32 protein-coding genes are annotated in these 26,567 nt (G+C 62.3%); 6 read left to right on the forward strand and 26 right to left on the reverse strand.

Annotated features, from left to right (window positions below; all coding sequences use genetic code 11):
- Positions 1-52: 52 nt before the first annotated feature.
- The 14 genes from fliP to ACQ5BM_RS15130 form a co-directional block, all read right to left on the reverse strand.
- Complete coding sequence (gene fliP, locus ACQ5BM_RS15065) at positions 53-790, reverse strand: flagellar type III secretion system pore protein FliP (RefSeq protein WP_429812534.1); 738 nt, start codon at positions 788-790, stop codon at positions 53-55.
- An 8-nt stretch (positions 791-798) separates the two neighbouring features.
- Positions 799-1,296, reverse strand: a complete 498-nt coding sequence (locus tag ACQ5BM_RS15070) for a flagellar basal body-associated FliL family protein (protein WP_429812894.1) — start codon at positions 1,294-1,296, stop codon at positions 799-801.
- A gap of 18 nt (positions 1,297-1,314) precedes the next feature.
- Positions 1,315-2,025: a flagellar basal body L-ring protein FlgH gene (flgH, locus tag ACQ5BM_RS15075; RefSeq protein ID WP_429812537.1), complete on the reverse strand. Its 711-nt coding sequence runs from the start codon at positions 2,023-2,025 to the stop codon at positions 1,315-1,317.
- Positions 2,022-2,549: a MotE family protein gene (locus tag ACQ5BM_RS15080; protein WP_429812540.1), complete on the reverse strand. Its 528-nt coding sequence runs from the start codon at positions 2,547-2,549 to the stop codon at positions 2,022-2,024. The genes flgH and ACQ5BM_RS15080 overlap by 4 nt, the downstream gene beginning before the upstream one ends.
- An 8-nt stretch (positions 2,550-2,557) precedes the next feature.
- Positions 2,558-3,673: a flagellar basal body P-ring protein FlgI gene (locus ACQ5BM_RS15085; protein ID WP_429812543.1), complete on the reverse strand. Its 1,116-nt coding sequence runs from the start codon at positions 3,671-3,673 to the stop codon at positions 2,558-2,560.
- Positions 3,670-4,128, reverse strand: coding sequence for a flagellar basal body P-ring formation chaperone FlgA (flgA, locus tag ACQ5BM_RS15090; protein ID WP_429812896.1), 459 nt, complete (start codon positions 4,126-4,128; stop codon positions 3,670-3,672). Before flgA ends, ACQ5BM_RS15085 begins: the two co-directional genes overlap by 4 nt.
- A 71-nt stretch (positions 4,129-4,199) precedes the next feature.
- Positions 4,200-4,988, reverse strand: coding sequence for a flagellar basal-body rod protein FlgG (flgG, locus tag ACQ5BM_RS15095; RefSeq protein WP_429812546.1), 789 nt, complete (start codon positions 4,986-4,988; stop codon positions 4,200-4,202).
- Between the two features lie 11 nt (positions 4,989-4,999).
- Positions 5,000-5,341, reverse strand: coding sequence for a flagellar hook-basal body complex protein FliE (locus ACQ5BM_RS15100; RefSeq protein WP_429812549.1), 342 nt, complete (start codon positions 5,339-5,341; stop codon positions 5,000-5,002).
- The gene (flgC, locus tag ACQ5BM_RS15105) at positions 5,341-5,760 is read right to left on the reverse strand and encodes a flagellar basal body rod protein FlgC (protein WP_429812552.1); all 420 of its coding nucleotides are present in this window, start codon (positions 5,758-5,760) and stop codon (positions 5,341-5,343) included. The genes ACQ5BM_RS15100 and flgC overlap by 1 nt, the downstream gene beginning before the upstream one ends.
- A 5-nt stretch (positions 5,761-5,765) precedes the next feature.
- Entirely contained in the window at positions 5,766-6,146 is a 381-nt protein-coding gene (gene flgB, locus ACQ5BM_RS15110; protein ID WP_429812898.1) for a flagellar basal body rod protein FlgB, read from the reverse strand.
- Between the two features lie 159 nt (positions 6,147-6,305).
- Positions 6,306-6,863, reverse strand: a complete 558-nt coding sequence (locus ACQ5BM_RS15115) for a flagellar protein (RefSeq protein WP_429812555.1) — start codon at positions 6,861-6,863, stop codon at positions 6,306-6,308.
- On the reverse strand, positions 6,863-8,254 hold the full coding sequence (fliI, locus tag ACQ5BM_RS15120; RefSeq protein WP_429812557.1) for a flagellar protein export ATPase FliI: 1,392 nt from the start codon (positions 8,252-8,254) through the stop codon (positions 6,863-6,865). Before fliI ends, ACQ5BM_RS15115 begins: the two co-directional genes overlap by 1 nt.
- A 17-nt stretch (positions 8,255-8,271) precedes the next feature.
- Positions 8,272-8,997, reverse strand: a complete 726-nt coding sequence (gene flgF / locus ACQ5BM_RS15125; protein ID WP_429812560.1) for a flagellar basal-body rod protein FlgF — start codon at positions 8,995-8,997, stop codon at positions 8,272-8,274.
- A 2-nt stretch (positions 8,998-8,999) separates the two neighbouring features.
- The gene (locus ACQ5BM_RS15130) at positions 9,000-9,779 is read right to left on the reverse strand and encodes a DUF1217 domain-containing protein (RefSeq protein WP_429812901.1); all 780 of its coding nucleotides are present in this window, start codon (positions 9,777-9,779) and stop codon (positions 9,000-9,002) included.
- A 183-nt stretch (positions 9,780-9,962) separates the two neighbouring features.
- Between ACQ5BM_RS15130 and motA the strand changes: the two genes are divergently transcribed.
- The 6 genes from motA (at position 9,963) to ACQ5BM_RS15160 (ending at position 15,278) form a co-directional block, all read left to right on the forward strand.
- Entirely contained in the window at positions 9,963-10,841 is an 879-nt protein-coding gene (motA, locus tag ACQ5BM_RS15135; RefSeq protein WP_429812562.1) for a flagellar motor stator protein MotA, read from the forward strand.
- A gap of 4 nt (positions 10,842-10,845) precedes the next feature.
- The gene (locus ACQ5BM_RS15140) at positions 10,846-11,781 is read left to right on the forward strand and encodes a FliM/FliN family flagellar motor switch protein (protein WP_429812565.1); all 936 of its coding nucleotides are present in this window, start codon (positions 10,846-10,848) and stop codon (positions 11,779-11,781) included.
- Between the two features lie 60 nt (positions 11,782-11,841).
- On the forward strand, positions 11,842-12,435 hold the full coding sequence (gene fliN / locus ACQ5BM_RS15145; RefSeq protein ID WP_429812568.1) for a flagellar motor switch protein FliN: 594 nt from the start codon (positions 11,842-11,844) through the stop codon (positions 12,433-12,435).
- A 29-nt stretch (positions 12,436-12,464) separates the two neighbouring features.
- Positions 12,465-13,496: a flagellar motor switch protein FliG gene (gene fliG, locus ACQ5BM_RS15150; protein ID WP_429812571.1), complete on the forward strand. Its 1,032-nt coding sequence runs from the start codon at positions 12,465-12,467 to the stop codon at positions 13,494-13,496.
- Positions 13,497-13,755: 259 nt separating this feature from the next.
- On the forward strand, positions 13,756-14,832 hold the full coding sequence (gene flhB, locus ACQ5BM_RS15155) for a flagellar biosynthesis protein FlhB (protein ID WP_429812574.1): 1,077 nt from the start codon (positions 13,756-13,758) through the stop codon (positions 14,830-14,832).
- Between the two features lie 5 nt (positions 14,833-14,837).
- On the forward strand, positions 14,838-15,278 hold the full coding sequence (locus tag ACQ5BM_RS15160; protein ID WP_173515587.1) for a hypothetical protein: 441 nt from the start codon (positions 14,838-14,840) through the stop codon (positions 15,276-15,278).
- 90 nt (positions 15,279-15,368) lie between these two features.
- Here the strand turns inward: ACQ5BM_RS15160 and visR are convergent, their stop codons facing one another.
- The 12 genes from visR to ACQ5BM_RS15220 form a co-directional block, all read right to left on the reverse strand.
- Positions 15,369-16,109 carry a transcriptional regulator VisR gene (gene visR / locus ACQ5BM_RS15165; protein WP_429812576.1) on the reverse strand — a complete coding sequence of 247 codons (741 nt, stop codon included), beginning with the start codon at positions 16,107-16,109 and terminating at the stop codon, positions 15,369-15,371.
- A 13-nt stretch (positions 16,110-16,122) separates the two neighbouring features.
- Entirely contained in the window at positions 16,123-16,863 is a 741-nt protein-coding gene (gene visN / locus ACQ5BM_RS15170; protein WP_429812578.1) for a transcriptional regulator VisN, read from the reverse strand.
- An 824-nt stretch (positions 16,864-17,687) separates the two neighbouring features.
- On the reverse strand, positions 17,688-19,358 hold the full coding sequence (fliF, locus tag ACQ5BM_RS15175) for a flagellar basal-body MS-ring/collar protein FliF (RefSeq protein WP_429812580.1): 1,671 nt from the start codon (positions 19,356-19,358) through the stop codon (positions 17,688-17,690).
- A 361-nt stretch (positions 19,359-19,719) separates the two neighbouring features.
- Positions 19,720-20,112 (reverse strand): chemotaxis protein CheT, encoded by a 393-nt coding sequence (gene cheT, locus ACQ5BM_RS15180; RefSeq protein WP_429812582.1) that lies wholly within the window; start codon positions 20,110-20,112, stop codon positions 19,720-19,722.
- Positions 20,113-20,186: 74 nt separating this feature from the next.
- On the reverse strand, positions 20,187-20,741 hold the full coding sequence (gene cheD, locus ACQ5BM_RS15185) for a chemoreceptor glutamine deamidase CheD (protein WP_429812585.1): 555 nt from the start codon (positions 20,739-20,741) through the stop codon (positions 20,187-20,189).
- Positions 20,738-21,127: a response regulator gene (locus ACQ5BM_RS15190; protein ID WP_034851752.1), complete on the reverse strand. Its 390-nt coding sequence runs from the start codon at positions 21,125-21,127 to the stop codon at positions 20,738-20,740. Before ACQ5BM_RS15190 ends, cheD begins: the two co-directional genes overlap by 4 nt.
- Positions 21,127-22,188 carry a protein-glutamate methylesterase/protein-glutamine glutaminase gene (locus ACQ5BM_RS15195; protein WP_429812588.1) on the reverse strand — a complete coding sequence of 354 codons (1,062 nt, stop codon included), beginning with the start codon at positions 22,186-22,188 and terminating at the stop codon, positions 21,127-21,129. Before ACQ5BM_RS15195 ends, ACQ5BM_RS15190 begins: the two co-directional genes overlap by 1 nt.
- Positions 22,185-23,093: a protein-glutamate O-methyltransferase CheR gene (cheR, locus tag ACQ5BM_RS15200; RefSeq protein ID WP_429812591.1), complete on the reverse strand. Its 909-nt coding sequence runs from the start codon at positions 23,091-23,093 to the stop codon at positions 22,185-22,187. The genes ACQ5BM_RS15195 and cheR overlap by 4 nt, the downstream gene beginning before the upstream one ends.
- Positions 23,090-23,560: a chemotaxis protein CheW gene (locus tag ACQ5BM_RS15205; protein ID WP_429812593.1), complete on the reverse strand. Its 471-nt coding sequence runs from the start codon at positions 23,558-23,560 to the stop codon at positions 23,090-23,092. Before ACQ5BM_RS15205 ends, cheR begins: the two co-directional genes overlap by 4 nt.
- A 5-nt stretch (positions 23,561-23,565) precedes the next feature.
- Positions 23,566-25,854 carry a chemotaxis protein CheA gene (locus tag ACQ5BM_RS15210; protein WP_429812596.1) on the reverse strand — a complete coding sequence of 763 codons (2,289 nt, stop codon included), beginning with the start codon at positions 25,852-25,854 and terminating at the stop codon, positions 23,566-23,568.
- 19 nt (positions 25,855-25,873) lie between these two features.
- Positions 25,874-26,239, reverse strand: a complete 366-nt coding sequence (locus tag ACQ5BM_RS15215) for a response regulator (protein ID WP_025425897.1) — start codon at positions 26,237-26,239, stop codon at positions 25,874-25,876.
- Positions 26,240-26,242: 3 nt separating this feature from the next.
- Complete coding sequence (locus ACQ5BM_RS15220; protein WP_429812598.1) at positions 26,243-26,536, reverse strand: STAS domain-containing protein; 294 nt, start codon at positions 26,534-26,536, stop codon at positions 26,243-26,245.
- Positions 26,537-26,567: the final 31 nt, after the last annotated feature.

Raw genomic sequence — 26,567 nt, forward strand, 5'->3', positions numbered from 1 at the left:
TTTGTTTGCGCCTTTTCGCAGCGCGCCAAACGTTCGATGAGGGGTGCCTTACCTAGCTGAAGGAGCGCACCAGGCTGCCGACGAGCAGGTTCCATCCATCGATCAGCACGAAGAACAGGATTTTGAAAGGCAACGAAATCGCCGTTGGCGGCAGCATCATCATGCCCATGGCCATGGTGATGGTGGCAACGATCAGGTCGATCACCAGGAACGGCAGCATGATCAGGAAGCCGATCTCGAAGCCGCGACGGATTTCCGAGATCATGAAGGCCGGCACGACCGCCCTGAGGTCGACCTTGTCGTCGACGACGACCGTCTGGCCCTTTTCCTTGGCGATATCGATGAAGAGCTGCAGGTCCTTGTCGCGGGTGTTGGCCAGCATGAACTCGCGGAAGGGCTCGGTGATCCGAGGGATCGCCTCGGTCTCGGTGATCTGGTTCTTCATCAGCGGGTCGATGCCGTCGCGCCATGCGCGATCGAAGGTCGGCCCCATGACATAGAAGGTCATGAACAGTGCCAGCGAAACCATGATCATGTTGGACGGCGTGCTCGCGAGACCCATGCCGGTGCGCAGGATAGCGAAGGCGATCACGAAGCGCGGGAAGCTGGTGACCATGATCAGGATCCCCGGTGCCACCGACAGAACGGTCAGGAGACCGAAGGTGCGGATGATCCACGAGGCGGCCGACCCGTCGATCGGCGTATTCAGGATGCCAGAGGGAAAACTCTGGGCGCCGGCAATACCGGACATCGCCGTCATGGCGACTATAAAGGCGACAAGCCGGACCATTTATCGAATCATTGGATGACGAAGGTTCTGAACATCACATTGGTTACGCGCCCATCGGAGCGCAGGTCAACCCGCTCCTGGATGTCATCCCTGAGATATTGAAAGCCGCGCGGTCCCTGGATCTGCTGCAGGGAAACCGTCTTCAGATAGGCGGCGATATCCTGGTGGATCTGCTCCGCCATCTTGGGATCAGGCGCGCCATCGAACTGCAGCGCCACTTCGAGCCGTACCCAGTTTTCCGAGGGATAGGCAAGGTTGGTGGTGATCGGCTCGAGCTGGACGACGCCATTCGCTTCGGTCGCAACCTTCGGCAGCCCCTCTTCGCCGGTGGCGTTGGCGGCCGGTTCCCTGGTCGCCTCGACCTCTGCCTTCGGCGGAGGCGGAGCGAGCAGGCCGCCCACCAGCCAACCGCCGCCGCCGGCGACGAGCGTCAGCACGGCAACGATTGCGATCGTGATGATCTTCGACGGCGACTTCGAAGCATTGGCGGGATCGAGTTCTTCCATCATGCCGTTCCCTGCCGATCAGATCGGCGAAAATAGATCCATGAACTGCTGACCGTAGGGCGGCTGCTGCACCTCAGTCAGGCGGCCGCGGCCGCCATAGGAGATGCGCGCCTCGGCGATGCGGTCATAGGAGATCACGTTGTCGGCGTCGACATCGCGCGGCCGGACGATGCCGGCAACGTTGAGGATGCGCAGTTCATGGTTGACGCGCACTTCCTGCGAACCGCTGATCAGCAGGTTGCCGTTTTCGAGCACTCCGGTCACGACAGCCGCAACGAGCAGCCTCAACTTTTCCGAGCGCTCTGTCTTGCCGTCGCCCTCGGTCTTTGTGTTCGAACCATATTTCAGCTCGCCGGACCAGTCGAAGTCGCTCGACTGCGACTTGCCGTTGGCGCCGATATTGAAGCCGCTGGCGTTCTTGCGGCTGCGATCCGTCTTGTTATCGAAGGTCGCGCCTTCGTTGATCTTGATGTCGACCGTCAGGATGTCGCCGACATTGATCGCGCGCGCGTCCTTGAACAGGGCCGCCTGCTGATCGTTCCACAGCGAGTAGCCGTTCACCACCTGGCGCGGCTGCTTCGGATACATCGCGAGCTGCGGTGTCTGGGAATATTGCAGACCGCTACCGATCGGGCTCATCGAAGGCGCCCGTCCGATCTCGTTGAGCGCCTGGTTCTGACACCCGGCAAGGAGACCCGCCGTCAGCACGGCCGTTAGACGCATTTTCATGATGGTTCCTTCGAGGTGTTCGGATCGCTGGCGCTCGAGATGATGTTGGTAAGGGTCGCCGCCTTTTCGTCCGTCATTTCGCTGAGGATCAGCGACGACTGTCGTGCCGGCAGTTGCATAACGATCGCCGCGGCAATCTCCGGATTGACCATTTCCAGCTTGCCGGCAGCCGCATCCGGCTTCATCGTCTTGTAGATGTCGACAAGGCCGAGCTGGGCCTGTTTCAGGAAATCATTGCGGCGTTTCAGCCAGTCCTCGTATTCGTCGCGCCGCTTCTCTAGCGTCGCGATGCGTTCGTCGATGCTTGCCTGCAAGGTCTCGAGGTCCTTGCGCTGCAGCACGTAGCGCTGGTCGCGGGCAGCATCGGCAATATTGGTGCAGAACTGCTGAATCTCGTTCTGCGTCGCGTCGGCTGGCGGAGGCGCGGTGACGTCCTGGGCGAAGGCGCCGGGCATTGTCAGCATCGAGGCTGCGGCCGCGCCGGCAAGCAACAGGTTGCGGACCTTGCCGAGAGTTGGGTTCATGTTTGCCGTCATTGCAGCACTAGCTCCGCCTGAAGGGCCCCGGCCGTTTTGATGCTTTGCAGGATGGCGATGATGCCGTCCGGCTTGACACCGATGTTGTTGAGACCGGCGACGAGGGAGCGAAGGCTCGATCCGTTGAGGATCGCCACCGTGCCGCCGTCGGACTGCGCGTTGATGGTGGTGTTCGGCTCCACCTCCGTCCGTCCGCGCGCGAATGGCAGCGGCTGAACCACAGTCGGCGTCTCGCTGACCTCGACGGTCAGGGTGCCGTAGCTCACCGCCACCTCGTTGATGCGAACGTCCTGGCCGATCACGATCGTGCCGGTGCGTTCGTTGATGACGACCCGGGCCGGGACGTCCGTCTCGATCACGATGTTTTCGATATCGGCCATCAGCCGGGCGAGGTCGGCCATCTTCGGCTTTTCGACGAGCACGGCCTGGGAATCGCGCGCCTCGGCAATGCGGCCGCCATATTGCTGGGCGGCATATTTGTTGATCGCCGCCGCCATGCCGACAGCCGTCGAGAAGTCCGGGTTGCGCAGTTGCAGAACGAGGTTGAAGCCATCCTTGAATTTGGACGGCAGCTCGCGCTCGATGATCGCGCCGTTGGGCACGCGGCCGGCCGTCGTCACCCCCTGGTTGAGGGTTGCAGCATCACCCTGCGCGGCGAAGCCCGTTACGACGACGGAGCCCTGTGCGACCGCGTAGATCTGGCCGTCCGCGCCGGATAGCGAGGTCATCACCAGGGTGCCGCCGCGAAGCGAGGTGGAATCGCCGAGCGAGCCGACGGTCACGTCGACGCGGCTGCCGGGACTGGCGAATGGCGGCAGCGTCGCCGTCACCAGCACCGCAGCAACGTTGCGCGTGCGGGAATCGCCGCCCTGGGTGGAGATGCCGAGATTCTGCAGCATAGCGCGGATCGACTGGTCGGTGAACGGCGAGGAACGCAGGCTGTCGCCGGTTCCCTGGAGGCCGACGACGAGGCCGTAGCCGATGAGCTGGTTGTCTCGCCCCGCCTGGAGCGAGGCGACGTCCTTGATCCTGGACGCGCCGAAAGCCGGCGTCAGCGCCGCGGAGATCGCGACGGCCAGCGTCAGGAACCATTTGCAGGCAAGCATTTTCATTTCGCCACCACATGGACAGTGCCGTCGGCCATCACCGTTCCGGAAACGATGACGCCGGTATCGATGTTGCGCGCCCGGATCAGTTCGCCGACGGCGGCATCCTGGAGCGGCGATCCGGCAGCGCTGATGGTCAGGCCGCCATTGCTGAAGACGAGGCGCACGGTGGAACCGCGCGCGACGGCATATTGCTCACGCAGCGCGTTTGCGAGGATCACCCGGCCCGGCAGTAGCGTGCGCTTGGTAACCTTGCCCTCGATTTCGCTGAGGGTCCTGACGTAGCCGTCCGCGAGATCGGGGTTGGTCACGTCGACAACTTCGACGCGGCTGCGGTCGAGCGTTTCGCCCGGATAGATGGTCCGCGTAGGGATCACTGCAGTCAGCCGTTCTGCAAGGCTCGCCGAAGGCAACAGGAAAGCGGCCGCAAGCAAGGCGCCAGCCGCCAGACGAAGCGCCATCGATGCGCTGTCGCCTTTCGATACCTTGATGTCTGCGGATCGGCGAAACATCATGTTTGCCCCTCTTTTCGTTACCGGAGGTTCTTGCTCACCGTGGCCGCCATTTCATCGGCCGCCTGAATGATCTTGGAGTTCATCTCGTAGGCGCGCTGCGCCGAGATCAGGTCGGTAATTTCCTTGACCGGATCGACGTTGGACGCTTCGAGGTATTTCTGCTTGATCTGGGCGAAGCCCGGATCCGCCGGGGTGCCGACGATCGCGTCGCCGGAAGCCGGGGTCTGCTTGAAGAGGTTGTCGCCCTGCGGCTCGAGGCCGGCCTCGTTGACGAAGTTGGCGATCGTCAGCTGACCGATTTCCTGCATTGCGGGATCGTTGCCGATACGCACCATCACCTGACCGGAGCTGGTGAAGGCGATTTCCGTCGCGTCCTGCGGAACCGTGATGCCGGGAACGACCGTGTAGCCGTCGATGGTCACGAGCTGGCCCTGGGCATTCTTGTTGAACGCGCCCGAGCGCGTATAGACCGTTTCGCCATCCGGCGTCTCGACCTGGAACCAGCCGCGGCCCATCAGGGCCAGGTCATAGTCGTTGCCCGTGTTGACCAGGCTGCCCTGGATATGCAGGTTGCGCACGGCCGCCGTCTGGACGCCGAGACCGATGATCGCGCCTTCCGGAACGATTGCCTGGTTGGAGCGGTTCGGCACGCCCTGGGCGCGCTCGGTCTGATAAAGCAGATCGGAGAATTCGGCGCGCGCACGCTTGTAACCGGTCGTGTTGATGTTCGCGATGTTGTTCGCGATCACTTCGAGGTTCAGCTGCTGGGCGTTCATGCCGGTGGCGGCGATGGAAAGGGCCTTCATGTCTCGTTCCTTCAGATCTGCATGCGCGCGATTTCGAGGTAGGCGGTGACCACCTTGTCGCGGATGGCGATTGCGGTCTGGAGCGACTGCTCGGCATTCATGACAGCATCGACAACTTCACGGGTGTTTGCCTGACCGCGAATGCCGTCGAGCGATGCGCCCTCGGCCTTTTTCATCGCGTTGATGGTATCGGTCGCCATATCCCCGAGGACCGAGGCGAAGCTTTGCCCCTGCGGCACGCCCGGCGTGGCCGCCGGCATGCTGAAGATCGACGAAGAGGAAGAAGTGGCACGGGTGCCGTCGGTCTCTTTGGTGACCGAGAACGCGCCGAGGGATTTGATTGCGTCGATCATTATTGCGAGGCTCTCAACAGGTCGATTGTCTGTGAAATCAGATCACGGGACTGCTTGATGGTCTGGAGGTTGGCCTCATAGGCGCGGTTGGCTTCGCGCATGTCGGCCATCTCGACCAGGATGTTCACGTTCGGCATCTTGACCATGCCCTTGTCGTTGGCGGCCGGATTGCCCGGATCGAACTCGATGTTGAAATCCGAATCGTCCGTGCCCTGCCGTTCGATCTCGACCAGCGAGGCGCCGCTTGCGCGATCCACTTCGGCTGCGAAGCTGATGGTCTTGCGACGGTAGGGGTCCGAACCCGGCGTGTCGCCGGTCGAGCGGGCGTTGGCGATGTTCTCGGAGACGATACGCAGACGGGTCGATTCCGCCTGGAGACCGGAGGCCGATACCTTGAGGGCTGAGGTCAATGGATCCATGGTTCTTATTTCCGTACCGTCATCAGCATCATGCGGTGAAACGCCTTCACAAGCCCGGCGCTGAGCTCGTAGTCGCGCTTGATCTCGCCGGTCTTCATCATTTCCTGCTCGATCGCGACGCTGTTGCCGGATTGCTGGATCTGCACGCCGTCGACCATTCCGACTTCCGCCACCTGCGAGGCTTCGAGGCCTTCGGTGAAATGCGCCTTGTGGGTCGCGGCCATCTGCATGCCGGTATCCTGCAGCACGCTTTCGAACGGCTTGACGTCCTTCGCCTTGTAGTGCGGCGTGTTCGCATTGGCGATGTTGCCCGCCACCACGTTCTGGCGAACGGTCAGCCACTGGGCCTGCCGGGACGCGAGTTCGAAAAGCTGAATTTGCATCAGAAGCTCCATGCTTGGTGATGCGAACCTAGGCCGGTAATCTTGCGTGGGACTTTCGTCGGAAGCGGCGGCGACCGGGATGCTTGCATCCCCCGGGCGAACGGCAGCAAGCCGCGCATCCGAGGAGATACGCGACCATCATTCTGACGATGTGCTGCTAAATCAGTCGGCCTGGTAGACTTCGCCTGACGAGGTGATCATCACCCAATGGCCGTCGCGCTGCTCGAGCGTGGCAAGCCGGGTGTTGTCAGGCAGGGCCGAGCCGATGCGCACGATGTACATGCCGCTCGCGTCCTCGATCAGTGCCCGGCCATTGGCGACATGCATCAGCTTGAAACCGGACTTGCCGGGAAAGGGCTGGGACAGCCCCTCTTCCGCTGCGGTCCCCTCGGGACCCGGACCCGCACCGATGCCCGGCACGGTCGCCGTCGTCAGCTGGTCGATCGCGGCAAGCGTCTCGCCGTCGGCATCGGGCATCGCCAGCGGCGAGACCGAGACGACGTTGCGGGCGGCGCGCTCCGGCAGATCGCGGGTGGAACCCTGCCAGAGCGGCGGCATGGTGAACTTGTCCTGGTGGAAGAAGGCGTACCAGGGAAAGAAGGTCGCAAAAGCGGCAAGCACGACGCCGGTCGCGGCCAGGAACTTGTCGGTCATCGGCATGCGGCTGCTTCGCTTGCGCTGATGCACCTTTTCGTCCGCATCGTAATCAGTCACCGCCATCACCTCGCTCTCGCGCCCGGTTGATTGCCCATCGCCGCCGCCTTCAATGCATTGGCGAGATCGGCAAAAGCGTCCTGCGCCGGGCGCTCACCGGCGGCCTGCGTCAGCACGTCATAGATGACCGGCACCTGCTTGATCGCCATGTCTAGGTCGGGATCGCCACCGGGGCGGTAACCGCCTATCAGGCGAAGGTCGCGGGTTTCCTCGAAGCGATGGATCAGCGCCTTCAGACGCGCCACCAGCTTTTCCTGATCCGGCGTCCAGGCCTTGCGCGCCAGACGCGAGATGGAAGCAAGCGGATTGATCGGCGGATAACGCCCCTCTTCCGCAAGGCTGCGCTCGAGCACAATGTGGCCGTCGAGAATGCCGCGCGTCGAGTCGGCGACCGGGTCGTTGTGGTTGTCGCCGTCGACGAGGATGGAGACGATCGCCGTGATCGTGCCCGTGCCTTCGGTGCCGGGTCCGGCACGCTCCAGCAGGCGCGGCAGTTCCGTGAAGACGGAGGCCGGATAACCGCGGGCGATCGGAGGTTCGCCGGAAGCCGTCGCCACTTCGCGGATCGCATGGGCGAAACGCGTGACGCTGTCGACGATCAGCAGCACGTTATCGCCATTGTCGCGGTAATGCTCGGCGATGGTGACGGCGGTCAGCGGCGCCATCTTACGCAGCATCGGGCTTTCATCGCTGGTTGCCACCACCGCGACCGACTTTGCGAGATTGTCGCCGAGCGTGTCCTCGATGAATTCGCGCACTTCGCGGCCGCGCTCGCCGACCAATGCGATCACCACCTTGTCGAAGGCGTCTGCGCGCGCCAGCATGGAGAGCAGCGTCGACTTGCCGACGCCGGAACCGGCGAAGATGCCGAGACGCTGGCCGAGGCAGAGGGGGGAGAAGATGTCGATCGCCCGAACGCCGGTGAGAAAGCCCTTCTCGACCCGCTTGCGGCTCATCGACGGCGGCGCCGTGTTCGCGATCGAGCGGCGCACATCGCCTTGCAACAACGGCCCGAGACCGTCGATCGGCTCGCCGAGCGCATTGATGGTGCGGCCGCACCATTGATCGGTCGGCGCGACGCGGAAAGCCCCCTTGCGGATCACGGTGTCGTGGATACCGATGGGATCGCCCGGCTCGATCGGGCAGACGACCACTCGCTCCGGCTCGACCCGCACCACTTCGCCGAGATGGGTTCCGGTGACGCTCTTGTGGGCGACGAAATCACCGAGCCGCACATGCCGCGACAGGCCGGTCACCGTGTAGTGACCGGGCGAGATCGTCTGCACGTGACCGCCGGGTGCGATCGAGAACTCGGGCTTTGCATAGCGCTCGACGAGGCCGGCAAGTGCTGCCAGAGAGGTCGATCCCGCGTTTGTCTTCAGGCCTTCGCGTTGCATGCCGATACCCGTCAGAATTAGCGACTGCCGCCGAGCGTCTTGACCGCTTCCTCAAGCGATCCTTCGCTGTCACGCAACAGGGCGGTGATGTTGTCGAAGGCGCGCGTGACCATGATCAGCTGCGACATTTCCTGGACGGCATTGACGTTGGACTCCTCGACGAAGCCTTGCATCACGCCGACATCGAAGCGGTCGACCACCGGCTCCGGCTGCATCGCCGGTTGAACGGCGCTGTTGTCGAGACGCACGAAGCCGTTGCTGAAATCGGCCTGGTAGAGGCCGAGCGAGGCAACAGCGACGCCGTTCTGGTGGAGTGCGCCATCGGCACCGACCGTGATTTGCCCGCTATTGCCGTCGAGCTGGATCGGCGCGCCGCCGGCATCGAGCACCGGATAGCCGCGGATCGTCACGAGTTCTCCGGCGTCGGTCAGCGTGAAGCGCCCGTCGCGCGTGAGCGCCGGGCCGGCAGGCGTCTCGATCTGAAACCAGGCGTCGCCCTTGACGGCGAAGTCGAGCGCCGAGCCGGTCCGCGTCAGCGAGCCATTGCTGGTGTTCAGGAACTCCTCGCCCTTGCTGACATAGGCAACCTTGGTCGGCTTCGTGTCGCCGAGCATCTGGTTGAACTTAACTTCGGTGCCGCGGAAGCCGACGGTGCTGGCATTCGCGATGTTGTCGGCGAGCGTGTTGAGGCGCTTTTCGAGCGCCATCTGCGACGAAATCGCGACGTAAAGACCAGTCTGCACGTTCAGCGTCCCCCGAGTTTCAGGCTGTTGATGGACAGGAGAAGATCGGAAGAGATGCCGTAGCCGCTCGAAGAACCGAAGACTGCGAGCGGATCATAACCGTCCGTTGAATTTTTGGTTTCCCAGAGCGCCGTGAACCGGTCGAGAAACTCGGCCACCTTGCTCGGGTTCTGGAGATCCTTGAAATCGATCGCCTCTTCATAGGCCTCCGCCTGCCGATCCACATCGGTCGCGGCGAATTCGTCAGGCAATTGCAGGGCGGTGCGCACCACCTGGGCCAGCGCCTCGTCGGCGATGATGGCATAGCCACTGCTGATCGTCGGTGCCATGCGCGCAAAATAGAGGGCGAGCCGTACGCCGGCATTCTCCTCGCCGGCATTCTGCTCCAGCGTCTGGCGGGCATATTTGTCGGCAACGCCCTTCTGCGCGCGATCGAAGGATGTGGCGGCCGCACCCTGGGCGGCAAAGTTCAGCGACTCGACGAGCTGCTTGTAGCGGTTGTCGGTCAGCTTGTTGGCGAAGGCGTCGTCATTGTCGATGCCTTCGGTCAGCACCTTGCGCATGAAAGCCTTGGCATAGGCCATGTCTTCGAGACCGTGGGCCTTCATGGCGTAGTTGTAGAGCCTGGTATCGGCAAAGAAATCGTCGATCGTTTTCACGTCACCGATCTTCGACAGGTAGTATTCCGTCTCGCGCGCCACATCCGGCTGCTCGGCAACGCGGGCCAGCGACCTCGTCAAGTCGGCCGTTATCAGCTTGTAGCTCGTATAGGTCGTGGTCACGATCGGTTCGCCCCTGCCGGAATGACTGAGACAGAGCATGCACCCTGCCTTGGCAATTCCTGACCGGATAGCCTTGCGCGAACCTGTTCCAGCGACGGGCTCCGCCGCCCGTACCGGCCAGCCTCACGCAAGGATGAAACCGTATCCCGTTAGCGGAAAATAAGATCGCGACAGGTATCGAAAATGAACATCATCATCGGGCTTCTTGTGACGTTCGGCTGTATTCTCGGCGGCTATCTGGCCATGGGCGGCCACATGGAGGTCCTCAACCAGCCCTTCGAACTGCTGATCATCGGCGGAGCCGGCGTCGGCGGCTTCATCATGGCCAATTCGATGAAGGTGGTGAAGGATACCGGCAAGGCGCTCGGCGAAGCCTTTCGCCACAGGGTGCCGAAGGAGCGCGAATATCTCGACACGCTCGGCGTTCTCTATTCGCTGATGCGGGACCTGCGTACCAAGTCGCGCAACGAGATCGAAAGCCACATCGACAACCCGGAAGAATCCTCGATCTTCCAGTCGGCGCCGACGGTTCTGAAGAACAAGGAACTGACGGCCTTCATCTGCGACTATGTGCGCCTGATCATCATCGGCAACGCCCGTTCGCACGAGATCGAAGCGCTGATGGACGAGGAAATCCAGACCATCACCCACGACAAGATGAAGTGCTACCACGCGCTGACGACGATGGGCGATGCATTCCCGGCCATCGGTATCGTCGCGGCGGTTCTCGGCGTCATCAAGGCGATGGGCGCGATCAGCGAGGCGCCGGAAGTTCTCGGCGCCAAAATCGCCGCCGCACTCGTCGGTACGCTGCTCGGCGTGTTCCTGTCCTATTCGATCGTCGCGCCGCTGGTCGCCAACATCAAATCGGTGCGTGAGAAGCAGAACCGGCTCTATGTCATCGTCAAGCAGACGCTGCTTGCCTACATGAACGGCTCGGTTCCGCAGGTCGCTCTCGAATACGGCCGCAAGACCATCTCGGCCTATGAGCGTCCGTCGATCGACGCGGTCGAGCAGGAAATGATGAACCCCGGCGGTGGCAGCGAAAGCAAGGCGGCCTGATCCCATGAGTTCCAACGTTCACGCATTCGACCGGAAGCTCCTGGCGCGCATGACTGGCGCGCTCGGCGACGACCGGGTGATCGGCCGGCTGGCGCTCGAACTCGGTCAGGTCTTCGGCGAATTCCTTCCCGACATCTGCCGGGCGGAAACAGGCCTCGACATCACGATCGGCTATGCCGGCTTCCGGACGGGGCTCCGGCAGGAATTGATCGCCGGCCTCGGCACCGGCGTCGTGATCAGTGACGTCTCCTTGCGCAACTGGTGCGCGGATTTCCAGATCGGCTGCGACAGCCCGATCATCATCACCCTCGTCGAGGCGCTGCTCGGCGCCGAGCCGGCCGGGATCGAGGAGCCGCAGCCGCGCGCGCTTTCTCAGATCGAGATCGACGTCGCCGTGCCGCTTTTCGAAAAGATCGCCGACGTGCTGCGCACCGCCGTCAATGCGCCGGGTGGTTTCGAACCGATCGTCGAACGCCCGCTCAACAGCGCTTCGCGTCCCAAGCCCGATCCGATGATCGAGGACATCCATGCGGGCGCCATCGACATGACGATCGGCTTCGGCCCGGTCATGTCAACCTTCTCCGTCATCGTCCCGCAGAGCGTGCTGCTGAAGACCACCATCGTCTTCCCGAAGGGCAGCGGCCAGCAACGCAGGGCGAAGGCCGAATGGACCGAGCAGCTCGAGGAACAGGTGCGCCGCTCCGCCGTCACGATCGAGGCGCGGATCCGGCTCGAAAGCCTGACGCTCGAAACGATCAGCCGGCTGCAGGCGGGTGACGTCATTCCCTTCCACGACGCCCAGGACGTTCGCGTCGACGTCAACGCCAACGGCCGTGACCTCTATGTCTGCGAATTCGGACGGTCGGGATCGAAATACACGGTCAGGGTCAAGGATACCCACGGCTCGGAACAGGACATCCTTCGCCACATCATGAGTTAAATCGGCCTGCCGCGCGCTCGCAGCATGCCTGAGGCAAGCTTCAACTGGAATAGTTCTCACATGGCACCCAAGAAAGCACCCATCAACGAGGCAGACGTCGCGGTCGGAGACATGGAACTCGACCAGGCGATCAATGACCTGCGCGGTGTCCTCAAGCAGGATTCGGATGCGCCGGCAGCCTTCGGCTCGGATTTCGGTAGCGAACCCGCTGGCGTAGCGACCGACTTCGGCAGCGAATTCGGCGCACCGGCCGGCGGCCTCGACGCCTTCGGCGGCGACTTCGGCTCCAGCGACTTCGGCGGCGATTCCGTATCGGGCGACTTCGGCGGCACGGATTTCGGCGCGACGTCCTTTGATGGCGCCGCAGCCGCGATCGATACGCCGCCCGGCAGCGGCATGACGGCCAATCTCGACCTGATCATGGATATCCCGATCGATGTTCAGATCGTGCTCGGCACGAGCCGCATGCAGGTTTCCGGCCTCATGGGCTTGAGCGAAGGTGCAACGATCGCGCTGGATCGCCGGATTGGCGAGCCAGTCGAGATCATGGTCAACGGCCGGGTGATCGGCCGCGGTGAAATTACCGTTCTCGAAGGCGACGACACGCGCTTCGGCGTCAAGCTCATCGAGATCAAGGGCAGCAAGAAGTCATAGAGCCCGATGACCGGGCGAAGGATGAATCCATGATGGATTTCGAAAGTTTCGAGGCTCAGGCGCTATCAAGGCCGCTGAGCCAGACGGACAAGGCAGCGGCCGTCCTGCTTGCCATGGGCAAGGGCGTCGCAAGCAAGCTCTTGAAGTTCTTCACCCAGAACGAGTTGCAGTCGATCATCGCCGCGGCGCAGTCGCTGCGCGCCATTCCGCCGCATGAGCTCGAAGCGCTCGTCAACGAGTTCGAAGACCTCTTCACCGAGGGCGCCGGGCTGATGGACAATGCCAAGGCGATCGAAAGCATCCTCGAAGAAGGCCTGACCCCGGACGAGGTCGACGGCCTGCTCGGCCGCCGCGCCACGTTCCAGTCCTACGAGGCCAGCATCTGGGACCGCCTGCAGGAATGCGATCCGGTCGCCGTATCGGTACAGCTTGCCAAGGAGCATCCGCAGACGATCGCTTACGTTCTGTCGATGATGCCGTCGGGCTTCGGCGCCAAGGTGCTGTTGCAGCTTTCCGAAGAACAGCGCCCGGACATCCTGAAGCGCGCCGTCAACATGAAGGACGTCAACCCGAAGGCCGCCGCGATCATCGAGAAGCGCGTCATGGAAATGATCGGCGAGATGGAAGCGGAACGCAATTCGGCCGGCCCTGCCAAGATCGCCGAGGTGATGAACGAACTCGACAAGCCGCAGGTGGACACCCTGCTCGCGTCGCTCGAATCGCTCAGCACCGCTTCCGCCAACAAGGTGCGCCCGAAGATCTTCCTGTTCGACGACGTGCTCTACATGCCCCAGCGCAGCCGCGTACAGCTCTTCAACGACGTGTCGACCGACATCATCACGATGGCGCTGCGCGGTTCGACGGCCGAACTGCGCGAATCGGTACTCGCCTCGATCGGCGCACGCCAGCGCCGCATGATCGAATCCGATCTCGCCATGGGCGATGCCGGCATCAACCCGCGCGACATCGCGATCGCACGGCGTTCGATCACCCAGGAAGCCATTCGCCTGGCAGCCAGCGGCCAGCTCGAGCTCAAGGAAAAGGACGCGCAAGCGGCCTGATCGCACAGCGTGCAGACGGCCCGACGCCCCTTCGCCACGGTATTTCCTGTTGAGCCCCGGCCTATGCCGGGGCTCAACGCTTGTCTGCCCTGCCTTTCGGGTTCACTACTGCACGACTCCCGAGATCGGAATCGATTGAGGGCATAATTATGCGGCAGCTTAACGTGTTGCAGCGAGCGTCTTGCGTCTGAACAGGCGCGCGGCGCTGATTGAAAACGCGAACGACGCTGCGCTGGTGTAACCGGAGCCTTCCTGCTTCATGTCTGATGATCAGGATAAAGACAGCAAAACAGAGGCCCCGTCCGAGAAGAAGATCTCCGACGCCGCCGAGAAGGGCAATGTGCCTTTCTCTCGCGAGGCGACAATGTTCGCCTCGACGCTGGCGATCTACATCTTCTTCGTCTTTTTCCTCGCCGACGGCGTCAGCACCATGGCGGAGGCCCTCAAGGACATCTTCGAGCAGCCCGAAGCCTGGCGGCTGGAAAATTCGACCGACGTGGTGGCGCTCATCACCCATCTCGCATGGAAATCGACCGCGCTGCTCGTCCCCGCCTTCGCGCTGCTCATCATCTTCGGCGTCGGTTCCTCGATCTTCCAGAACCTGCCGCGGCCGGTCCTGGACCGCATCCAGCCGAAGCTCAATCGCATTTCACCGATGGCCGGGTTCAAGCGCATCTTCGGCGTGCAGGGACTGGTCGAGTTCGGCAAGTCGCTGTTCAAGATCATCATCGTCTCCATCGTCGTCGTGCTGGTGCTGTGGAACGACTACTTCGCGACGCTGGACCTGATGTTCTCCGATCCGGTCACGATATTTTCGACGATGACGAGCGATCTCAACGAGATCATGATCGTCATCCTGTTTGCGACCGCAGTCCTGGCGATCGCCGACCTCTTCTGGTCGCGCCATCATTGGTACACCGAACTGATGATGACCAAGCAGGAAGTGAAGGAGGAAATGAAGCAGGCCCAGGGCGATCCGATCGTCAAATCACGCCTGCGCTCGATGCAGCGTGACCGGGCGCGCAAGCGGATGATCTCGTCCGTACCGCGGGCGACGCTGGTCATCGCCAACCCGACCCACTACGCCGTCGCCTTGCGCTATGTCCGCGAGGAAAACGACGCGCCGGTCGTCGTGGCGATGGGCCAGGATCTGGTTGCCCTGAAAATCCGTGAAATTGCAGAGAAAAATGGCGTTCCCGTCTTCGAGGACCCGCCACTTGCGCGCTCCATGTTTGCACAAGTCTCGGTCGATAGTGTGATTCCACCCGTGTTTTACAAGGCTGTTGCCGAACTCATTCACAGGGTGCATGCGTCGCAACCAAAACGGATGACATAACTCCGATGAAAAAGTGCGAATTCTCCGAGAAACGGGAACAGATCGTCGCCGAAGCAATCCGCCCCGTGGCGACCGAACTGCGGCTCATCGACGCCGCCGATTTCATCGCACTCCTGCGCTTTGAATCCTACGCAAGCCTCGCCGATCTCGTCGAATCGGCGGCAGAACTTTACTTTCTGCCCGGCACGGTCAACTTCGGCCTCGGCGGCAACTACAATCTGGACTGGGATTGCGAGCCGGAAATCGTCCTCGACCTGGAGCTCAAGCCCCGCGGTGTCACCATCTATGCGCGCCTGTCGCTCGGCAACGAGACGGCCGGTATCGAAATCAGCCATATCAGCTTCCAGAACCCGTCGGCAGACCCGGACGAGAACACGGCCTTCCTGGCCCGAAGCCTGGCAGACGCAAAATTCATCAAGTCCTACGAATTGCCGCTCGCAAGCTGAGAGAACGCACCAGAGCCCCCTCAGTTTGCCGAGGGCGCCAGCGCTCAATGCTCTTGTGGGAGGCGCGGCGCCCGATCCGGCCGAGCGCCCTTAGCTGATGTAGCCAAGGCGAATGGCCTTGGCGATCGCCTGGATGCGGTTGACCGAGTCGAGCTTGGTGGTCGCCGCCCCCAGATAGGCGTTAACCGTATGAACGGAGAGGCCCATGCGCTCGGCGATCTCTTCGCTGATATGGCCGTCACCTGCCATCTGCAGACAGGCGATCTCGCGGTCGCTCAGGGTCTCGGCCGGCGCCATACGCTTTTCGTCGGCGGCCAGCAGGTCGGTCATGATCATGCAACTGCGACCGTGGAGATCCACCACCTGCTCCGTGGAGGCGTCAACGTAGCTGCCAGCAAAAATCACGTAGCCATTGCCCTGGGCGCCGAGCCTCACGGGAAAGGCGATGCCCGAATAGGCGAGCTTGCGTGCTTTCAAGCGGTACGCAAAGGGCGCGAGTTCCGAGACCTCGGCCGCCTGGTGTTCCCCTGCCCCGTTCCAGAGCACCGGCAGCAGCGACTGATCGAGATGGGTAACCAGTTCCTCGCCATAGGCGGTGATCAGATCATGCGCGTTCGCTTCGGCCGAAATGCCCCAGTTGTCGAGGACGCAGGTCAGCTTTCGGGCCGTGCCCTTGCCATTGAGGCGCAGCACGGCGAAGTGCTTGGCATTGATCTGCCTCTGCATGGCTTGAAGACGCGTGACCAGGGTTGCGGCGCGAGCGGCGCGGCTGCCCTGTCTGGCGAGCTTGTGGTCGTCGTCAATCCGCCCACCACCGAGAAAATGCGTCATTCGCGCCCGTTCCTTACACAAGATTGTTGCGTACCGCGTAGGCGATCGCCTCCGATCGCGTCCTGGTCGCGGTTTTGCGCATGACGCTGGTGATGTAGTTGTTGATGGTGTTGCGCGAAATTCCGAGGATCACCGCGATCTCTTCGCTGGTCTTGCCCTCGGCGATCCAGAAGAGGCATTCGAGCTCGCGCTCGGTCAACTCGAAGTCCCGATCGTGCCGGACCTCGGCGCGCGTCGTGAAGCTTGCGAGGTAGCCTGCAAGCAGCGTGACATCGCGCAGGCTCTCCTGCGACAGGATCACATCTTCCGGCACAAGCAGCATCAGCGAGAAGCGCAGGCGTCCGACATTGAAGGTGATCGCGCAGTATTCGCGGCTGATGCCGCGCGGCAGCTCGATATCATCAGGCAATGCGTAGAAGCACGGCTGCAGCACCGCCAGACATTTCTCCAGCTCGGTCGTCTTGGCGTGGAGCGACGTGACGATGCCGGAGAGGCGTCGAACGACATCGAAGGGCCAATCGGAGCAGACCACGAAATCGAGCCCGTTGTCCTGCGAGATGTCGTAACGCGCCAGAAGATAGTGGCTCGCACCGACATACTCCGTCAACGCCGAGAGACCGCTGCCGAGACCGCCCCGCCCGGCGACTTCCCCCAGCCTTCGCAAAAGCTGCTCGCGCGAGAACCCGCCGCCGCGCGCACGTGTCGGTACCGTCGGCAAAGGCCAGACAGCGATGTCTGCTTGCGAAATGTCCATGAATTCAGCCCCCGTACCGGATTCACATCCCGGAACTGCACTTGCACTGTCGCCGCCAACAGCCGGCCGAAGCCGATTATTACCACCAGTCGCAGATCAGGACGCGAATCAACTGTTAAAAATGTACATGGACACGAGAAAAATACCACCGCCCTGGACTGGCTATTTACTTCACATCCGGCGCTCGGGCCAAGCACGTCTCGCACGTTCGAGCCAGCTATGTTCCTTGCCGGCGCCAAAGCACAACACATTGATAGGAAACGTATTTCCGCTCGAAATCTTGGCTTTTCCCCGCGATCGCCGCAATTCCGGACAGCACTGCCGGCGTCATTTTGCCCGGAAAACAGGCGTTTATTGCCGATGTCCGAAAATTAGAACCTCGAGAGATTATACTTTGTCTTCAGAGCTGTTGCTGAAATGCACCAGGAGATTTTCGGGTTCTTCTCATTTTACCGATATATAAATTGTGATTTCGTTAGAACAAAGCATGATGTCCACAAAGTTATATTTCGATTTGACTATGTATAGCCGGAATCCGGTATAGTACATGACCGCCGCCGATGCACGCCCTGGGCGCGAGCCGAATCTATAAATTAAGATATCGTTAAAATATTACCATTCGCGGCATCCGACGGGACTCAGCGGCCCCGCTTCGAAACTTGAAGCAAATTTTGCGGCGATGACGACGGACGCGTCCGGACTCTCGTAATATTTGACCCGAACATGAACGCCGCCGCGAAGGATGCCGTGGTGGCCCCCACAAACACAAATCCCGCCACAGGGGGCGGGATTTGTGTTTGATTGCGGCCATGGCTGCGGCGGGATCAGGCGGCCTTGTCGAGGGCCCATTTGCGCAGGATCTTCGCCGCACGTTCTTCGCTGATCTCGACCATCCGGGCCAGGCGCCTTTCCGGCCCTTCCTTGACGCGTCGGTTGAAGCCACCGTCCTCGCCCATGTTGAGCAGGTCGTCGGTGCTGTCGAAGCCGAAGTCCGACCCGAAACCCTCCATGAGCGCCCCGCCGGCACCGGCATTGGCGGGAGAGAAGTCGGGCAATTCGAGACCGGCGGCTTCGCCTTCGAGCTGACCGGCGGTGCTGCCGAACCCGAGCTGGCGGGCGAGCGGCCGCATGCCCCAGACAACCAGAGCGGCCACCACGACAAAGGCGAGGGCATTGATGATGCCGCCGAGATTGCGGGTCAGCGTTTCCATTACGCCGGGGCCGGCGACGGCCTGGTCGAGCAACTGCGTTTCGACGAAGTCCATGGCCGTCAGGGTTACGACGTCGCCGCGGCTCGTATCGAGGCCGGCGGCGGACGCGACGATCTTCTGCATGTCCTGGAGATAGGCGTCGATCTTCGCCTGATCGGCCGGCTCGCCAACCATCGCGGCCAGGCGGCCCCGGTTGACGACGACCGCAACGGAGAGACGTTCGATCGTGTAGCTGTTCTTGACGGTGGCGATCGTCTTGCTGTTGATCTCGTAGTTGGTCTGCTCTTCCTTCTTCTCGGCCTCGTCGCTGGACTTCGGACCGGCGCCGCCGCTCGGAGCAGCCTGCGGAATGTTCTGCTGGACGGTCGCGGCATTGTCCGGCTGTTGCTGGCTGGACTTCTGCTCTTCCTTGGTCACACGCGTGGAGCGCTCGACCCGCGATTCCGGATCGAAGACCGTTTCCTGGATCTGCTGCGTATCGGTGTTCAGCCGCGCAGTGACGCTCGAACGGAAATTGTCCATTCCGAGGAAGGGCGCCAGTGCATTGTCGATCTTCTTCTCAAGTTCGGTCTGGACGTTCTGGACAACGCCGAGCGACTGGTTGAGAGCGCTGTTGGCCGGGTCGTCACCGGAGGCGAGCAACTGTCCCGTCGAATCGAGCACCGTCACGTCATCGACGTCGAGCCCCGGTACGGAAGAGGCGACGAGATGGCGGATCGAGGCGGCGGCGCTGCGGCCGACGGTTGCGCTGGCACGAATCATGACCGAGGCCGTAGGGTTCTGGTCAGCCTTGCGGAAGCTGCCGCGCTCCGGCATCACGATATGGACGCGGGCGGCGGCGATGCCGGAAATCTGCTGGATCGTGCGGCCGATTTCGCCTTCGAGGGCACGCACCCGGGTCACTTCCTGCATGAAGGAGGTGAGACCGAGCGAGCCGACATTGTCGAAGAGTTCGTAACCGGCATTGGCACTGCTCGGCAGGCCGCGCTCGGCGAGCAGCAGGCGGGCCTTGCTCGTCATGCCGACGGGAACCTGGAGGCTGGCGCCATCGGCGCCGACATTGAAGTCGATATTGGCCTCGGCCAGCGCGATGCTGATCTGGGTGACATCACTGCGTTCGAGCCCGACATAGAGGGTTTCGAACGAGGGCCTGTTGACGTAAATGCCCGCCCCGAGCACCAGGCCGACCGCGACAACGCCGGCTGCCGCCAGCGCCATCAGCTTGCCCTGCCCGAGATTGCTCAGGTTCTTCGTAACCGTCGAGAGTTGATCCAACAGACTCATTCTGTTTCCGCACCCAGTATCGCAGGACATTCGGGCCGGTCATCGGCCGAGCGCCCTGCGCAGTTCCAACATTCGGGTTTGCTGGGTATCGACATGCTTCGTATCGACTTCCAATGCGCACGAATCTACCAGCCCCGGTCGGGACCGTAGGAAACGAAACTTGCGCGAACTTGGCTTGATCCGGCCTGATGGCCGATCAATCGGTGGCGCCGGCGAAGTTGTCCACCGGGCTCAAAAGGGCCCACGGCGACGGATATCCGAGGCAGGCAGCCCTGCCGGAGCACTGACTCTCTCGCCGTTAAGAAACTGATTTTGAAGCGTTATTGTGCATAAGCAGCGTCGGAAGGGCTCCCGGCGAGCCTCAGAAAGCCTCGAAATCGCCGGCTGCCTTGGTCAGCGGCTGGGAGTGGCCGTGGCGCAACATGCCGTTGCCAAGTGCCTTCTTCATATCGGCAAGCTTGACGAGGCTGACCGCGGTGGTCACGTCGACCAGCCAGTGATCGGGGACCGACGCCGTTATGGTGTCGATGAATTCCGCGAGACCGCGCGTCTTCTGCACGGCGAGGTCGATGCCCTGGAGCACCATCATCTTGTCCGGGTTGGCAAGCGCATCAACGCCCTCGTCACCCAGAAGCTGCGGTTCGATCCGTTCGATCAGATAGGCGACGTCGTGCAGTTCGGTGACGATTCGCATCAGCACTTCGGGGAGTGCTTCTTCCACGTGCGGCATGTGGCCCAGGTAGTCAGTCTGCATTGGTATGTCTCACGTGGCTCGGGGCTTCGGTAGAAGGTCGTAATTGCGGCCTGCGAGGCGCCTGCCTCGCGGGATCAGAAGAATTCGATCGAGCTTTCGGCCGGCTTCGGCGCGACGATCGGGCGCTGCTCCATCTGTACGGTGCGCTGTGTCTCGACGCCGGTCAGAGCATATTGCCGGGCCCGGCCGCTGGACGGCCAATATTCGAGCTTGCGGCCGTGCTCGCCGCCGGTGCTCTCGCCAACGATGCGGATGCCTTCGTCGAGCAGGAACTGCCGCGCGAATGCGGCATTCTGTTCGCCGACATTGGAGAAACGCGCGATCGTCTTGGCGCCGCCAAAGATCTTGGCTTCGAGACGATCTCGGCGCGCGCCCTGCTTCAGCAGGCCGTTGATCAGGAGTTCCATGAGATGGACCCCGTAGCGCGTGGCGTCGCCGCCGGAAGCAGGCGACGTCGCGGAACCAGGCAGCAGGAAATGGTTCATGCCGCCGACGCCGACCACGGGATCGCGCATGCATGCGGCCACGCAGGAGCCGAGAATGGTCGACAGTACGATGTTCGGATCGTTGAAGACCTTGTACTCGCCCTGGATGACATGCACGCGCTTGCCGGCGGCTTCCATGTTCATTTGAGCGCCCCGAATACCGCCTCGATCGCAGCCTTCATCTTTTCGATGGTAAAGGGTTTGGCGAGTACGTTGTTGGCACCGAGGGCCGCCGCCTTCTGGACCAGTGCGCGGTCGCCCTGGGCCGTCAGGATGATGAAGGCAGCCTTCTTGGTCGTCGGGTTGGAACGGACCGCCTGCAGGAGGCCAAGACCGTCCATCTTCGGCATGTTGAAGTCGGAGATCACCAGATGATGCGGGTTCTGGGCCATGATCTTCATGCCCTGTTCCCCGTCACCGGCAGCGGTGATCTGCTTGAAACCGAGCTGCTGCAGGGCATCACCCAGCAGCAGGCGGCTCGTCACCTGATCGTCGACGATCAGAACTTTGATTTTTTCGGCGATGGACATTATTCGCTTCCTTCCTTGCGGAGCGCCGCTGCTTTCAGGACCTCCTCCCCGATCGAACCGAGGGGAAGCTGGGTTTCAACGGCGCCCAATTCATAGGCGACTCTCGGCATGCCGTAGACGACACATGTCTTTTCGTTTTGTCCGAAGGTCTTTGCTCCGGCATGCCGCATTTTCAGGAGACCGGAGGCGCCATCGCGCCCCATGCCGGTCAGAATGACGCCGATCGCATTGCGGCCGGCAAGTTCAGCTACGGAATCGAACAGCACATCCACCGACGGACGATGTCCGTTGACCGGTTCGCGATCGACCAGGCGGCAGCAAGGTGCCGTCGCGTTCGCGACCTGCAGATGGCGCTCGCCGCCGGGCGCCAGGTAAACCTTGCCGATTTCGAGCCGCGCGCCATCCATCGCCTCCTGCACCGTCGGCGCGCACAGGCGATTCAGCCGCTCGGCAAAGCTCCTGGTGAAGGTGTGCGGCATATGCTGCGTGATGACGGTCGGCGGGCAATTGGCAGGGAACTTCTGCAACACCGTGATCAACGCCTCGACGCCGCCGGTCGAGGCACCGATGGCGATGATCTTGCGGCCGGCCCGGTATTCCGAAGCCGTGTTCGCATTGGCGGCAGCGGGCGAGCCCGCGATCTTGTTGCCGGTGATGATGAACTTGCGCTGCGAACGAGCGGCCGCCTTTACCTTGTCGACGAGGCCGGCGAAGGGATGCGGGTCGCCCGGATGCGGCTTGCCGACGCAATCGAAGGCGCCGATTTCGAGCGCGGCGATCGTCGCTTCCGCGCCCTTGTGCGTCAGCGTCGAGACCATGATGACCGGCATTGGCCGGAGCCGCATGATCTTGTCGAGGAATTCGAGGCCGTTCATGTTCGGCATTTCGATGTCGAGCGTGACGACGTCAGGGTCGAGCTGCTTGATCGCCTGACGCGCTTCCATGGCATCGGCCGCCTGGCCGACGACGGTCACGTCGGGGTCGGCGTTCAGGACAGCGGTGATCAGGCCACGCATGGTGGCCGAGTCGTCGACGACGAGAACACGAGCGGGAGCGGTCATGCCCGTCCTCCATGGAACTTGCCGGTGTGGCGGTAGGTGGTGATGCCGATGTTGTCGAAGTGCGACTTGGCGTCACCCGACACCCGCTCGGAGTGGCCGATATAAAGATGCCCGTCGGTGTTCAGCATGCCGGCGAAGCGCGACCAGATCTTCATCTGCGTCGGCTCGTCGAAATAGATGACGACGTTGCGGCAGAAGATCACATCGAACGGACCTTTGAACGGCCACTGCGCCATCAGGTTCAGCTCGTTGAAAGTGATCAGCCGCTTGACGCGGTCATCGATCTGCCACTTGAAGCGGCCCCCAACATTGACCTCGGAGAACCATTGCTTGCGCATCGCCGGGTTGACGGTTTCGAGCGCCGTCGCGTCGTAGGCGCCGGCGCGGGCGAGCGCCAGGATCTTCGGATCGATATCGGTCGCGAGGATGCGGAAATCGTAGTCGGCCGCGTTCGGCAGCATCGACAGGACCGTCAACGCGATCGAATAGGGCTCCTGCCCGTCCGAGCAGGCGGCCGACCAGATGCGCACGCGACCGCCGGCCTTGGCGCGTGCGATGAGGTCCGGCAACACCTCGGTCTTCAGGTGCTCGAAGTGGTGGTTCTCGCGGAAGAACCGCGTGAAGTTGGTGGTCAGATGCGAAAGCATATCGCGGCGTGCGGCGGCGCCGGCGGGCGAGGCCACCAGCTGGCAATAATCACGGAAGCCCTTGAGCCCGAGATTGCGGATATGCTTCGACAGCCGCGAATAGACCAGCGACGCCTTGCTCTCGTTGAGATAGATGCCGGCATCCGCATAGATCATCGCGGCGATTTCGTTGAGGTCACGACGGGTCAATGGGTACTCGCCGCTGGCCAGGCACTCGTCCGGCGACAGTTTCTGTTCGAATGCGACCTGGTTTCTCATGCCGCTTCCCTTTCTTCCTGTGGGAAGATGGCTTCCAGCTCGATCAAGCAGATCATCCGGCCTTCGATCGCGAGCACGCCGCGGGCGAAGCTCTTCTCGAACTCCGACGACACGACATCCGGCGTCGGCTGGATCTTGTCGTCGGTGATCGTCAGGATGTCGGAGACCGCGTCCACCAGAAGGCCGACGACCTGGCTCTTCACCTGCGCGACGATGATGACGTGGCGGACCGTCGGATCGGCCGGCGTCATGCCGAGCCGGGCCGAAAGATCGACGATCGGCAGCACGGCGCCACGCAGGTTGATCACGCCCAGCACGTAGGACGGCGCATGCGGCATCGGCGTCGCGGGCGTCCAGCCACGGATCTCGCGCACCGACATGATGTTCACGCAGAATTCCTGAGCGCCGACGCGGAAAGCGATCAGCTCCCGTCCGTCCGTCGTCAGATTTTTTGCGGCATAGGTCATTGTCATTATCCGACTGCAGCAAGTGACATTTCAGGCTTCAGCGATTGCCCGCGCGAAGCGGCGACGATCGCATCGACGTCGAGGATGAGCGCTACGCGGCCGTCGCCGAGAATGGTCGCGGCGGCGATGCCCGGCACGTGGGTGTAGTTGGCCTCGAGGCTCTTGATCACCACCTGGCGCTGCCCCTGGATCGCATCGACCATCAGGGCGCGCTGGCCGCCGCCTTCCGATTCCACCAGAAGTGCGACACCCTCGACCGGGTTCGCCTGAATGGCGCGGAAGTTGAGGATGCGGCCGACGTCGACGAGCGGGCAGAAGGAGTTGCGGATCGAGATCAGCCGCTGGTTGGCGCCGAAAGAGTGGATCGCCGACGCTTCCGGCTGCAGGGTCTCGACGATCGCGGTCAGCGGCACGACGAGCGTCTGGTTGGCAACGGTGACCACCATGCCGTCGAGCACGGCCAGCGTCAGCGGCAGGCTCATGGTGAAGACCGAACCGTGACCCGGTTTCGAGGAGATGTTGATACGACCGCCAAGCGCCTGGATCGAGCGCTTGACCACATCCATGCCGACGCCGCGGCCGGAAATGTCGGAAATCTTGTCCGCCGTCGAGAAGCCGGCGTGGAAGATCAGGTTGTCGATCTCTTCGTCCGAAAGATTGGCGTCGGCAGCGATCAGGTCGTTGTCGATCGCCTTCTGGCGCACCTTCTCGCGGTTGATGCCGGCGCCATCGTCGGCAAGCTCGATGACGATGCGGCCCGAACGGTGCTTGGCCGTCAGGCGCACGGTGCCTTCGGCGCTCTTGCCGGCGGCAAGGCGCTTTTCCGGCGTTTCGAGGCCGTGGTCGACCGCGTTGCGGATCATATGGGTCAGCGGCTCGGCAAGCTTGTCGATGACCGTCTTGTCGACTTCGGTGTTTTCACCCTCGGTGATGAGACGGACCGACTTGCCGGTCATGTCGGCGATTTCGCGGACGATGCGCGACATGCGCTGGAACACCGGCTTCACCGGTTGCGCGCGGATCGCCATCACCGAGTCCTGGATCTCGCGGGTAAGCTGCTGCAGCTCTTCGAGGCCCATGTTGATGGAGGACGTGCCGTTGGTGTCGTTCTCGACGACGCTCTGCGACAGCATCGCCTGGTTGATAACGAGCTCGCCGACGAGGTTGATCAGACGATCGACACGGTCGAGATCGACACGGATCGTCGGCGTGGCGGCCGATGCGGCGGCCTGTTGGGCGGCAGCGCTCTGAGCGGCGGCATTGGCGGCGGGTGCTGCCTTCTCGGCCGGGGCGCGGGCTGCGGATTGCGCCATCTGCAGCACGTTGCTGGCTGTCCCTGCAGCCGAAACCGCGGCGTTGCTGAGCTGCTGGGACGCAAGCTGTTCTTCCTCCTCGACGACACCGACCGAGACCGCGGGCTCATCGTCAAGGATCGACAGATCGAAGGGCACCGGCTGCATCGGCAGCTCTTCGTCTGACGACGGGGCCTCGTCCGAAACGAGGGAAATCTCCAGGTCGCAATCCCACTCGGCGAATTCAAAGACGGCACGGATCGCGTCCTCGCCCTTGTCGGTCTTGAGCGCGATCTTCCAGAAGAAGTAGGCGCTCTCCGGGCTCAACCGATCGAGTGTCGGCAGGGCGCCCATATCGCAATGGATGCTCATATCGCCAAGGCGGGAGAGGTCGCGCAGAAGCAGCGTTGCCTCATTGCCCTTGGCATAGAGATCGGACTTCGGCCTGAAAACGATCTCGTAGGTGGGCGTTTCCATCAGCGGCGGTTCTTCGGCCGCTTCAAAGTCGTCAAAGGAGAAGGCGATCGGCTGGAAACCTTCCTCGTTGACCGGCGGCGCGGCCACGGCGGCAACGGGTTTGGCGACCACTTCGACCGGCGCTGCGGATGCTTGCGGCACTTCGCCGTTCGCCAGAGCTTCGAGTTCCTTGATGAGCTGTCGGCTGCGCGCCTCGTCGACGCTGCCGCCATCGCGAGCGGCATTGGTGAGGTCGGCCAGAACGTCGGCCGACTTCAGCATGACCTTCAGAACTTCCGGCCCGGGATCCAGCCGGTTGGAACGAACGCAATCAAGGGTCGTCTCGAACACATGCGCGAAGGAGACCAGGTCGTCGAGCCCAAAGGCGCCGGCACCACCCTTGATCGAGTGGACCGCGCGGAACACCGCGTTGACCGTTTCCGGGTCGCGGTCGCCGTCATTGAGCTTCAGCAGACCCGATTCCAGCTCGGCGAGTTGCTCCTCGCATTCCTGGAAGAAGATCTCTTTGATTTCGTTCATATCCATTGGAGGCTATCCCCGGACTTCAGGCCGTTACGCGCTCGATTGCATCGATGAGTTTCGTCGGGTCGAACGGCTTGACGATCCAGCCGGTTGCGCCCGCCTGACGGGCACGGTTCTTCTTCTCCGCGTCGCTTTCGGTGGTCAGCACCAGGATCGGAATGGCGCGGTAGCGGTCGTTCTTGCGCACGCCTTCGATGAAGCCGAAGCCGTCCAGACGCGGCATGTTGATGTCGGTGACGATCACATCTGGATTGGCCTCCTCGAGAACCTCGAGGCCCTCGACGCCATCCTCGGCCTGGATCGTTTCGAAGCCGGCATTGTTCAGCGTGACCAGCAGCATGTTTCGGATCGTCCGGGAGTCGTCGACCGTCAGAACTCGCTTCTTCATTTCTCAAATCTCCTTTGCCACCAGATGGTCGATCTCGACCCCGATGAGCTGTGTCGTTTTCTCGAAAGCGTCCGACACCTTGCTGAAGGTGAAAGACAAATGATCCTCTTCCCAGGTCTTGGCGCCAGCCATCAGCACCTGAACACAAAGCGTGCCCACCCGCTCGACCGCCGAAGCGTCGATCACGATGTCGCTGCCCTTGAGAGCGACCAGCTTCTCGTGCAACGCCGTCGCCTCGTTCAGATCCAATACCGGGGCGAGGCTGAGCGTCTTTTGAGCGGTCTTCTTGCTGGCCATTCCTGTCTTCCTCGACTGCTAACTCTGTGCT

This window comes from Ensifer sp. B1-9 (genome assembly GCF_050474445.1).
Lineage (GTDB): Bacteria > Pseudomonadota > Alphaproteobacteria > Rhizobiales > Rhizobiaceae > Ensifer.

Excerpts from the sequence above, each read along its gene's own strand:
- fliP (WP_429812534.1), bottom strand. The coding sequence starts at position 790 with ATGGTCCGGCTTGTCGCCTTTATAGTCGCCATGACGGCGATGTCCGGT.
- ACQ5BM_RS15070 (WP_429812894.1), bottom strand. The coding sequence starts at position 1,296 with ATGGAAGAACTCGATCCCGCCAATGCTTCGAAGTCGCCGTCGAAGATC.
- flgH (WP_429812537.1), bottom strand. The coding sequence starts at position 2,025 with ATGAAAATGCGTCTAACGGCCGTGCTGACGGCGGGTCTCCTTGCCGGG.
- ACQ5BM_RS15080 (WP_429812540.1), bottom strand. The coding sequence starts at position 2,549 with ATGAACCCAACTCTCGGCAAGGTCCGCAACCTGTTGCTTGCCGGCGCG.
- ACQ5BM_RS15085 (WP_429812543.1), bottom strand. The coding sequence starts at position 3,673 with ATGAAAATGCTTGCCTGCAAATGGTTCCTGACGCTGGCCGTCGCGATC.
- flgA (WP_429812896.1), bottom strand. The coding sequence starts at position 4,128 with ATGGCGCTTCGTCTGGCGGCTGGCGCCTTGCTTGCGGCCGCTTTCCTG.
- flgG (WP_429812546.1), bottom strand. The coding sequence starts at position 4,988 with ATGAAGGCCCTTTCCATCGCCGCCACCGGCATGAACGCCCAGCAGCTG.
- ACQ5BM_RS15100 (WP_429812549.1), bottom strand. The coding sequence starts at position 5,341 with ATGATCGACGCAATCAAATCCCTCGGCGCGTTCTCGGTCACCAAAGAG.
- flgC (WP_429812552.1), bottom strand. The coding sequence starts at position 5,760 with ATGGATCCATTGACCTCAGCCCTCAAGGTATCGGCCTCCGGTCTCCAG.
- ACQ5BM_RS15115 (WP_429812555.1), bottom strand. The coding sequence starts at position 6,863 with ATGGCGGTGACTGATTACGATGCGGACGAAAAGGTGCATCAGCGCAAG.
- fliI (WP_429812557.1), bottom strand. The coding sequence starts at position 8,254 with ATGCAACGCGAAGGCCTGAAGACAAACGCGGGATCGACCTCTCTGGCA.
- motA (WP_429812562.1), top strand. The coding sequence starts at position 9,963 with ATGAACATCATCATCGGGCTTCTTGTGACGTTCGGCTGTATTCTCGGC.
- ACQ5BM_RS15140 (WP_429812565.1), top strand. The coding sequence starts at position 10,846 with ATGAGTTCCAACGTTCACGCATTCGACCGGAAGCTCCTGGCGCGCATG.
- fliN (WP_429812568.1), top strand. The coding sequence starts at position 11,842 with ATGGCACCCAAGAAAGCACCCATCAACGAGGCAGACGTCGCGGTCGGA.
- fliG (WP_429812571.1), top strand. The coding sequence starts at position 12,465 with ATGATGGATTTCGAAAGTTTCGAGGCTCAGGCGCTATCAAGGCCGCTG.
- flhB (WP_429812574.1), top strand. The coding sequence starts at position 13,756 with ATGTCTGATGATCAGGATAAAGACAGCAAAACAGAGGCCCCGTCCGAG.
- ACQ5BM_RS15160 (WP_173515587.1), top strand. The coding sequence starts at position 14,838 with ATGAAAAAGTGCGAATTCTCCGAGAAACGGGAACAGATCGTCGCCGAA.
- visR (WP_429812576.1), bottom strand. The coding sequence starts at position 16,109 with ATGACGCATTTTCTCGGTGGTGGGCGGATTGACGACGACCACAAGCTC.
- visN (WP_429812578.1), bottom strand. The coding sequence starts at position 16,863 with ATGGACATTTCGCAAGCAGACATCGCTGTCTGGCCTTTGCCGACGGTA.
- fliF (WP_429812580.1), bottom strand. The coding sequence starts at position 19,358 with ATGAGTCTGTTGGATCAACTCTCGACGGTTACGAAGAACCTGAGCAAT.
- cheT (WP_429812582.1), bottom strand. The coding sequence starts at position 20,112 with ATGCAGACTGACTACCTGGGCCACATGCCGCACGTGGAAGAAGCACTC.
- cheD (WP_429812585.1), bottom strand. The coding sequence starts at position 20,741 with ATGAACATGGAAGCCGCCGGCAAGCGCGTGCATGTCATCCAGGGCGAG.
- ACQ5BM_RS15190 (WP_034851752.1), bottom strand. The coding sequence starts at position 21,127 with ATGTCCATCGCCGAAAAAATCAAAGTTCTGATCGTCGACGATCAGGTG.
- ACQ5BM_RS15195 (WP_429812588.1), bottom strand. The coding sequence starts at position 22,188 with ATGACCGCTCCCGCTCGTGTTCTCGTCGTCGACGACTCGGCCACCATG.
- cheR (WP_429812591.1), bottom strand. The coding sequence starts at position 23,093 with ATGAGAAACCAGGTCGCATTCGAACAGAAACTGTCGCCGGACGAGTGC.
- ACQ5BM_RS15205 (WP_429812593.1), bottom strand. The coding sequence starts at position 23,560 with ATGACCTATGCCGCAAAAAATCTGACGACGGACGGACGGGAGCTGATC.
- ACQ5BM_RS15210 (WP_429812596.1), bottom strand. The coding sequence starts at position 25,854 with ATGGATATGAACGAAATCAAAGAGATCTTCTTCCAGGAATGCGAGGAG.
- ACQ5BM_RS15215 (WP_025425897.1), bottom strand. The coding sequence starts at position 26,239 with ATGAAGAAGCGAGTTCTGACGGTCGACGACTCCCGGACGATCCGAAAC.
- ACQ5BM_RS15220 (WP_429812598.1), bottom strand. The coding sequence starts at position 26,536 with ATGGCCAGCAAGAAGACCGCTCAAAAGACGCTCAGCCTCGCCCCGGTA.